Origin of the sequence: Candidatus Syntrophosphaera sp. (genome assembly GCA_019429425.1) — a bacterium.
In the GTDB taxonomy this organism is placed as follows: domain Bacteria; phylum Cloacimonadota; class Cloacimonadia; order Cloacimonadales; family Cloacimonadaceae; genus Syntrophosphaera.
Genome location: JAHYIU010000019.1, coordinates 21,297 through 29,920, shown reverse-complemented (window position 1 = coordinate 29,920; position 8,624 = coordinate 21,297). Strand labels below are relative to the sequence as shown.

Sequence of the window (8,624 nt, the reverse complement as noted above, 5' to 3'; positions counted from 1 at the left end):
AAGCCCCCGCCAGCCAACGGGGACCCGCAAACTCCGCGTGGCCAAGGTGGACGCGGACATCTACCACTATGGCTGGGTGCGCCCGCCACATTTGATGAAGAACAAATGCCGGGTGTTCCACTCCGTGCACTGGGGCCAGGAGAAGGCGCAGAGCTATTATGACTCGCAGCCCGAATACTACGACTATGGCCCGATGAACCTGATCTCGGCCTATCGGGGCAGCCACCCCGCTGTGATGCGGGAAAAGATAGCGGCCCTGGATTGGAAAGATATGTTGCAGCAGGGCGGAAAACCCCGGGTGGACCGGAAACCCCATAAACACGAACTTCCGCGGGTTAGATTCCTCAGCTGGATCGAGCGCCATCTGCTGGGAGGCCGGCAGATCGGCACCTTCCATAATTACCGGTTGGTCCGTGCGCGCAAAAGCCCTTCAGGCAGATGAACAGCGCCACTCCCAACAGGATCCTTTACCTCAATACGGCCTTTTTGGGCGACGCCATCCTCAGCACCCCCGTGCTGCGGGCTCTTAAAAACCTTTATCCCCAGGCGCGGCTTGACCTCGTGGCCATTCCCCAAACCGCTTCCGTCTTTTCCGGTAATCCCTACATCAGCCAGGTCTACACCTGGGACAAACGCGATCCCTGGAAGCGGATCTTGGGTCTGGTCAAACTGCTCATCCGGCTCAGAAAAAACCGCTATGACCTGGCGCTCTCGCCCCATGTGCATTTTTCCACCACCCTGATCATGATCCTGGCCGGCATACCGGTCCGGATCGGCTTTCCCAGGTTGAAAGGCTCAACCCACGTGGTCAGGGTCGCCAAAGGCATGCCCGTCGTCCGGCGCAACCTTGAACTGCTGAGACCCCTGTCCGGCAAGCCGTTCGATCATCAGACGGAAATGTTCATCCCTGCTGAGGGCCAAAACCAGGTTGATGAATTTATCAAAGAGAATTCACTGGATCCGGCCAGACTGGTGGGAATCGCGCCCGGCTCGGTCTGGGCCACCAAACGCTGGCCGTCCCGCTATTATTCCCAGGTGCTGTCAGGCCTCGTCGCCAAAGGATTTCAGCCTGTCCTCATCGGGGGTGAAGATGATGCCGGCCTCTGCGGGAAGATCATCACGGATTCCCAGGTGGAGGCGGTCAACGCGGCCGGCCAACTGAGTCTGCCTGGCTCCGCCTGGCTGATCAAAAACTGCCGCCTGCTCATCACCAACGACAGTGCCCCGCTGCATCTTGCCAACGCTGTTCAGACGCCGGTTCTGGCGATCTTCGGCCCCACCGTGAAGAGGTTCGGGTTCTTCCCCTACCGCGAGGGGGACCGGGTGCTCGAGATGGATCTGGATTGCCGCCCCTGCGGGAAACACGGGCATCAGCGCTGCCCCCGGGGCCATTTTGGCTGCATGACCCGGATCAGCCCGGAATCCGTATTGAATAACGCTTTGGAGATGTTGAACCCATGATCAGGATCACTTTGCTAACCGGCTACGGCCGCTTCTTCGGGCAGACCCGCAAACCCTGGCTGAGCATGGATACCGGGGCGCTCATCGAACAACTGGGACAATTGGGTATCGAAGCTGAAGAGCACGGTTTCCACGAGGTCGTCAATTCCACTCAGGACCTGACCCGGGATGTGGTATTCTACACTTTCAGCCAACGTGAAAACCTCAGGCTATACATCCACGATCTGGTCTCAGCCCTGCAAGACTCTGGCAAGACCGTCATCCCTTCCTACGAATTACTGCGCTGCCACGAAAACAAGGGCTTTGCCCAGATCCATGCCCAAAGAACGGAGATTTCCAGCCTCTGGTCAATCTATCTCAGCAGCAAGAGGGAATTGCCTTCCTACCAGATCAATTATCCCGTGGTGCTTAAAACCAGGCAGGGTTCCAACAGCCGGGGTGTTTTCCTGATTGCCGCTGAAACTGAATTGCTCCGCCGGATCAGGAAGCTGGAGCGGGGAGCACCGCTCCCTATGAAGCTTGATTTCCTTCGCCGCAGGCTGTTGCGGAACAGCAAAGTGTTCCCCCACTATCCGGGTCTGACCGGGAAACAGGATACGGATGCCTATATCGACTACAAGACGCCGGAGATCCCTTTTATCCTGCAGGAATTTGTCCCCGATCTCAAATACGACCACCGCGTGATCATCTTCGGCGAGCGCTACTATGTCTCCAAGCGCCTCACCAGAAAAGGCGATTTCCGGGCCAGCGGGGCCAAAAAGTTCACTTTTTCAACCGTTCCCGATCCCGCTCTGCTGAATTATGCCCGGGAAATCTATGAAAAGTTGGACACACCCTTCTTGTCCCTCGATGTCGGAACCCGGGAGGGGGGATTCTGCCTCTTTGAGTTCCAGGCCCTGCATTTTGGGATCAACGTGATCGTCAAGGCGGAAGGATATTTCACGGCTAGAAATGGAGATTGGACCTTCGTTAAGGAAAATCTGCCCGTTGAATCCCTCATCGCCAGAGGACTGGCAACATATCTGAAGAAAAAGGGCCAGGCCTGACATGGTCCTCAGCGGCACTCTGTTTTCGCTTCCGTATTCACTGCTGTGGCGGATCGCCCAACGCTTCGGCAAACAGCCGCAACTTGCTTTCTACTGCGCGGAGATGGTCGATTTTCACTGCTTCGAGCCTGTGCGCAAACACCTCCCCGATGTCACCTACATTGCCTCCGATCCCAAGGTCAGGCAGGCTTTGCGGAACTTGGGGATCGAGGCCAGACGCGGCCTGATCTTTCCCCGGGCGCTGGTCATGTGCCGCCACGCCACCCATAAATTCCCCTGCTCCAGGATGCTCAGGATCGGCCTGCGGCACGGCGCCTACCACTTCAAACGCCTTTCCAAAGCTGCCAACTACAACCAATTCGACCTCTATCTCTTCACCAGCCAGGCGGATCTGGCCGCGGCCGAAGAGATCGGCGTCAAGGTCGGCAAGGCGGTCGGTTTTCCCCGCCTGGATCCGGTTTTCAACGGTTCTCTTCCAGAGGACGCCATAACCGGCCTGCGCAGGGAACTGAAGCTCGATCCCCATAGGCCCACCCTCCTTTTCACCGCCACTTGGGACAAAAGCGGAATGTCCGCGCTGCGCCACTGGCATGACAGATTGGCCGAACTGACCCCCCGCTACAACATCCTGGCCACCATCCATCCCTGGACGGACCGGGAATACAGGAAAAACATCCGCTCCACTCCCGGGGTTTGCTTTGTCCGCGGGGCCGACCTCATTCCTTACATACTGCTGGCGGACGTCGTGATCGGAGACACCAGTTCGCTGCTGGCGGATTGCAGCGCCCTGGGCAAGCCGCTGATCACTTTCCGGACGGTCAAAGGGCGGCGCAGCTTGCCTGAGATCGACCAATTGCTAAGCCAGATCAGCCTGCGGATCAAATCTTTTGAGGAACTCCCCGCCGCCGTCGATCGCCTGCTCAAAGAGCCCAAATTGCTCAAGCAAGGCCAGTCTGAGGCCAATCGGGTGATGTTCGACGAACTGGACGGCAAGGCCGGGGAACGCGCCGCGGCGGAGATCCTGAAGCTGCTCGGGGAGCCAAAATGAAGCTGACCGACGCCCACTGCCACCTGGCCAACCTCAATGAGCTGATGCCTCTGGAACCCTTGCTGGAAGAGGCCAAACAGAAGGGGATCATCCGGTTTTTATCCTCTGTTCTGAGCAAGAGTGAGATAGCCTACCACATTCAACACCCCCACCCGGAGATCCTGGTCAGCGCGGGGATCCATCCCAATTTTGAGGATTGTGACCTCGAACTGGCCGACATTTCCGCTCTCTGCGAGGAAAACCAGATCTGGGCGGTGGGGGAGATCGGCTTGGATCGCGGAAATCCTGATCTGGACTGGCAGAAAGGGGTATTGGCCGCCCAGCTCGACCTGGCCGCGGAATACAAATTGCCCGTGGTGCTGCATATCATCGGATTCCAACAGCAGGCCTACGAGATCCTTAAAAATTATCCCCTGCGCTACCTCGTCCACAGTTACGCGGGCAGCCTGGAAGGATACCGCCTCTTGGCCCGCTTGGACAGCTTTTTCACCATCAGCGAACGCATCCTCCGCCCGGACAAACTCACCCTCCTGCGCGAGATCGTGGCCAGCGGAGCCTATCTCTTCGAGACAGACATCACCCGCTACTACGTCAAGGACAACGAGCCCAACCCGCTGTTACGGCTGGTGGGCCTCTTTTGCCTCACCGCGGAGGTCCTCAAGCTGGAGAAGGCGGAATTGGAGCGGGGGCAGTCGGCCTCTCTGGCAAAGCTTTTGGGAGGCAGAGCCTGAGCGGGGATCAGTTCAACCGGACCGAGATTCTGGTCGGCACCGAGGCGATGGCGGCCCTGAAAAGGACCCACGTCTGCGTGATCGGGCTCGGCGGAGTGGGGTCCTACGCCTGCGAAGCCCTGGCCAGAAGCGGGATCGGGCGTTTCACCCTGATCGATTTCGACACGGTGGGCCAGACCAATCTGAACCGCCAGATCATCGCTTTGCAAGAAACCATCGGCCGGCCCAAGACCGAGGTGATGAAAGAGCGCATCCTGGCCATCAACCCGGAGGCGGAAGTGGCCACCCACCAGGTCTTTCTGGACGAGGCCAACCGGGCGGTACTGCTTCCCGGCTGCGATTATTACATCGATGCCATCGACAGCCTCGGCCCCAAGGTGGGATTGCTGGAATACGCCGCGGAGCAAGGCCTGAAGATCGTTTCCGTGATGGGCGCGGGCAACCGCCTCGATCCCAGCCGCATCCACCTCACCCCATTGCACAAAAGCCACGCCTGCCCCCTCGCCCGCCGGGTGCGCAAATTCCTCGGCAGAAGGGGCATCAAGGCCAATTTCCCCTGCGTCTGGTCCTCCGAACCTCCCCGCAAACCAGAGGAGGACGAAAACAGCCCCGACGAGATCATCATCCAGCGCGGCAGGCAGCGCCAGACCATCGGCTCGCTCAGCTACATGCCCGCCATCATGGGCATGACAGCCGCGTCCTGGGTGATCAGCCAGATCGCCAGCCAGCCACCGGATCCGGCTTACTGATCTTATCTTCATCCGGGATGGGGATTCAGGCGCTCCATCCCATCCCCCGTATCCAAATCCTCTCCCCAATGCTGATCCTCCTCCAGAGCCCATCAGGCCTGAGTTTTCCCCATATGTTCACCCCTCTGGGATAAATACCGCTAATATTCCAAACATTTAAAGAACGCTTTCACACCAAAAAAAATTTTCCGCTGGAAATCAATGACTTTACGTGGCAGGGATAAAACTTTTTTCTCAAAAACAGCCAAAAAACACCTAAGAGTAACCCACTATAATTGGAGGGAAGATTCTCGCAGGCGAAATCCAGCCTCCGATCCAGAAATTCATAAAGGAGGAAAATATGGATCTACACGAAAAAACCATGTTCCAGCCTTACGCAGGCTACACTCCCCATCCCGGGGAAGAGCCCGCGGGCGGAACCCACACCATCAACAACGAACGGGAAGAGGCCGCGAAGGCGTCTGGGGATGAGGAATTCACGGACGAGTTGTTGGAGCTTTTTGGTCACAAGGATTCAGTGCCCCTGGAAGTGGGGCGCCTGCCCTGGATCCTGCAGGAATATCTTGCGCTGACCACGAAATGCACCGACGCTCGCCCGGGCCTGCTGCTCACCGCCTTCCTGCCTTTCTGCGCCGTGAATCTGGGCAACCGGATCTGCATGGTGAACAACTCGGTGCCCATCTTCCCGAACATCTGGAGCTGCCTGCTTGGGCCCAGCAGCTTCTCGCGGAAGACCACGGCCCTGCGGTTCGCGGATTACACCATCCGGCCCTATGAGGATCCCCTGCTGAGCGGGCCCGTGGAGGAGTTTGAGCGGGACACCATGCGCCTGGACAGCGTTACCCTGGCCAAGCTCTACAGCATGCTGGCCCTCAATTCCAGCCGCCTTTTCGTGCACCACGAACTGGCCTCCGCCCTGCAGGAAATGAACAAATCCTACAACCAGAGCTACAAGCAGAGCCTCACCCAGCTCTTCGACGGGGAGAGCCGCAGCCAGATGAATATGGACCGGATGGAGCGCATCATCAATCCCGCCCTCTCCATCGCCGCGGCCACCACCGAGGGCTGGCTCTACCAGAACGTCCAAAACGGCCCCGATCTGCTCTCCGGCTTCCTCCAGCGCTTCCTCTTCTATGTGGTGCGCGGAGTGAATCTGGAGGAGATCGACCTGCGCATCAGGGAAAACGCCGATCTGCCCAAGAAGCTGGCCTGGTTCGACCGCAACGTCTTCACCCCCTGGCGGGGGATACCTGCCGGAACCAGGCTGGAACTGGCTCCCGAGGCGATCGAATATCGCAACCGCGAATACGAGCGCCGCTATCACTACTACTTCCGGCGGAACAACGACGTCCTGATGAGCTATTTCACCAGGCTCTACGACGCCTACTGGTTCAAGTTCTGCATCATCGGGGCCCTTTCGGGGATCAGCGCCCAGATGCCGGAATACTGGCGTAACGGGCGTTTGCCGCTGCTGCTGAGGGATCTCAAGGTCAGCGAGGAGGACGCCCGCCAGGCCATGTATATGTGCGACTTCTACATGCGCAACGTGCGGCCCCTCCTCTCCATCATGGATGAGCAGGATAAGCTGGCCGGCGAACGCAAGCTGGTGGACCTCATCATCAACAAATACGGAGGCAGAGCCGCCCACACCCAGCTCATGAACGCCGCCCACATGAAAAAGAGGGAGTTCAGCGAGCTGGTCGAAAACCTCATCGAGCGCGGCGCCATAAGCGTCCAGACCCAAAAGTCCAATAACCATCTCAGCGCCAAAGTGTATGTGATCGCCAGGGAGATCCTGGATTCGCATCGCCAGGGAAGATGAGGCTGATAGGATGTGCTGGCCTTGGGTTGTGGTGGCTGAAACGGGAGTGAAGATGGAGTAAAATCAACCAACAGAGGGGACGGGCTTGCCTGTCCCCTTTTTTTACCTGTGGATCCATTCACCAAACCCACCAAACACCACCAAACCCCAAAGGCTTGGTGTTCGGTGAAGCGTTGTGGAACAGTGAGTTAGCCAACCAAATCACAAAACCCCAGGGTCTCTATACCCCCCCCCGGAAATATAGCAGTGGGATCGGGCTGAAAGAGCCCGGGAGGGGGCACAGATCATAGCTGGGACTTGATGGTTGTAGCCAGAGCTTTCCAAAGCTCTGCCTTTTCCTTTGTTATTCATGCGGAGGATCGGAATCCTCTGGCTACAGATGCGGAGTGAGGTGTAGCCAGAGCTTTCCAAAGCTCTGCCTTTTCCCATGTTATTCATGCGGAGGATCGGAATCCTCTGGCTACAGATGCGGAGTGAGGTGTAGCCAGAGCTTTCCAAAGCTCTGCAACCATTTCCCACGATCATTATGCAGAAAAGCGGAGGATCGGAATCCTCCGGCTACAGATGCGGAGTGAGGTGTAGCCAGAGCTTTCCAAAGCTCTGCCCTTTTCCTTTGTTATTCATGCGGAGGATCGGAATCCTCCGGCTACAGAGTTTCAATCCCAACCGGTGTTTCCAGTCCTGGATGAGATGCTGGACAGATAGTCGTAGGGTGAAGGAAAGGCAGGGGAGAGGAAGGTGTGGAGTGCAGGATGAGATATGATATGTAGATATATAAAAATATATTACTATATAATAAATATACTATATATCTATATATAAGACTGTATTATAGCTGTTCTAATCATAATATAAACCATCCAAACTCCCGGGGGGCCATAGAGACCCTTGGGTTTTGTGATTTGGTTGGTTAAAGCGCTGTACCGCAAGAGGTAACCAAGCCCCAAGCCTTTGGGGTTTGGTGGTGTTTGGTGTTTTGGTGAATGGATCCCTGGAGTCGAGCGGGCCGGCCAGCAAATTTTCTTGTTCAATACCCCAGTTTTGTTTCCGGCTCGCATGGACTCCAGGAATAAAGTACAGGGCGGAACGGCGTCCGCCCCTACGTAATGTCGCACGACGTTGCGAAAATATGAGCCAGAGCCATTGCTGGAGTCCATGCCCGCCTTTGCGAAGCTTTGCGTTGTTTGAGTAAAAACTGAGAGGCAGGCAGGCTCGACTCCAGCGTGGCATACCCTCCCCACTGGGTTATTCGCCCAGGGTCATCTGCGCGGCTTTGAACTCCAAGCTGGCCTCTATTCTTATTTGGAATTGAATCCACAGCCTTTTGTTCCTCATGTTTGATTCCCCCGCCACTCACTGACCACTCGCCGACTAAACGCTTGATGGGCGTTTGCTTAGCGAGTGGTGAACTAGTGATGAACGGGCTGGGGAAAAGGGGGAAATAACTCTTTGTCAGGAATCCCAAATGACAGAATTCCATCAAACATGGCCTGCTGTTTGGCTATGCGCCGGCAGGCAACCACCCTGGAGTCGAGCGGGCTGTTCATCTCAATCCCCGCTGCGATCTCTTTGTTTTGCGTCGGCCCCGCAGGGTCTCCAGGATTGTCTCCGTTCTGGCCTTTGCTGGAGTCCATGCTCGTTCCTCGCTCGACTCCAGCGGGGCGCTGTTCAGATGCCTGCTGCCCAACCTGAGGGGCAAATAATTTTTCTATGGATTATCTTTCATTTAAAACTTGACAAAATTCATTGATCGTTGTAATTGACTAC

Annotated in this window: 8 protein-coding genes; 7 read left to right on the top strand and 1 reads right to left on the bottom strand. The window is 56.8% G+C overall.

Features of this window, described 5'->3' with window-relative positions:
- The 7 genes from K0B87_03320 to K0B87_03290 all read left to right on the top strand — a co-directional run.
- On the top strand, positions 1 to 442 hold a 442-nt coding region (locus tag K0B87_03320), incomplete at its 5' end, for a hypothetical protein (protein ID MBW6513771.1).
- On the top strand, positions 439 to 1,461 hold the full coding sequence (locus tag K0B87_03315) for a glycosyltransferase family 9 protein (protein MBW6513770.1): 1,023 nt from the start codon (positions 439 to 441) through the stop codon (positions 1,459 to 1,461). The genes K0B87_03320 and K0B87_03315, both read left to right, overlap by 4 nt.
- On the top strand, positions 1,458 to 2,507 hold the full coding sequence (locus K0B87_03310) for a hypothetical protein (protein MBW6513769.1): 1,050 nt from the start codon (positions 1,458 to 1,460) through the stop codon (positions 2,505 to 2,507). The genes K0B87_03315 and K0B87_03310 overlap by 4 nt, the downstream gene beginning before the upstream one ends.
- A 1-nt stretch (position 2,508) precedes the next feature.
- The gene (locus K0B87_03305; GenBank protein MBW6513768.1) at positions 2,509 to 3,555 is read left to right on the top strand and encodes a CDP-glycerol glycerophosphotransferase family protein; all 1,047 of its coding nucleotides are present in this window, start codon (positions 2,509 to 2,511) and stop codon (positions 3,553 to 3,555) included.
- A complete protein-coding gene (locus K0B87_03300) occupies positions 3,552 to 4,286 on the top strand; it encodes a TatD family hydrolase (protein ID MBW6513767.1) in 735 nt (244 codons plus the stop codon). Before K0B87_03305 ends, K0B87_03300 begins: the two co-directional genes overlap by 4 nt.
- Positions 4,283 to 5,035, top strand: a complete 753-nt coding sequence (locus K0B87_03295) for a tRNA threonylcarbamoyladenosine dehydratase (protein ID MBW6513766.1) — start codon at positions 4,283 to 4,285, stop codon at positions 5,033 to 5,035. The genes K0B87_03300 and K0B87_03295 overlap by 4 nt, the downstream gene beginning before the upstream one ends.
- 340 nt (positions 5,036 to 5,375) lie before the next feature.
- Complete coding sequence (locus K0B87_03290; protein ID MBW6513765.1) at positions 5,376 to 6,857, top strand: DUF3987 domain-containing protein; 1,482 nt, start codon at positions 5,376 to 5,378, stop codon at positions 6,855 to 6,857.
- Between the two features lie 1,409 nt (positions 6,858 to 8,266).
- Here K0B87_03290 and K0B87_03285 read toward each other — a convergent pair.
- The gene (locus tag K0B87_03285) at positions 8,267 to 8,491 is read right to left on the bottom strand and encodes a hypothetical protein (protein ID MBW6513764.1); all 225 of its coding nucleotides are present in this window, start codon (positions 8,489 to 8,491) and stop codon (positions 8,267 to 8,269) included.
- Positions 8,492 to 8,624 lie beyond the last annotated feature (133 nt).

Coding starts and splice junctions, on each gene's coding strand:
- K0B87_03285 (MBW6513764.1), bottom strand. CDS start 8,491: ATGGACTCCAGCAAAGGCCAGAACGGAGACAATCCTGGAGACCCTGCG.
- K0B87_03310 (MBW6513769.1), top strand. CDS start 1,458: ATGATCAGGATCACTTTGCTAACCGGCTACGGCCGCTTCTTCGGGCAG.
- K0B87_03305 (MBW6513768.1), top strand. CDS start 2,509: ATGGTCCTCAGCGGCACTCTGTTTTCGCTTCCGTATTCACTGCTGTGG.
- K0B87_03290 (MBW6513765.1), top strand. CDS start 5,376: ATGGATCTACACGAAAAAACCATGTTCCAGCCTTACGCAGGCTACACT.
- K0B87_03315 (MBW6513770.1), top strand. CDS start 439: ATGAACAGCGCCACTCCCAACAGGATCCTTTACCTCAATACGGCCTTT.
- K0B87_03300 (MBW6513767.1), top strand. CDS start 3,552: ATGAAGCTGACCGACGCCCACTGCCACCTGGCCAACCTCAATGAGCTG.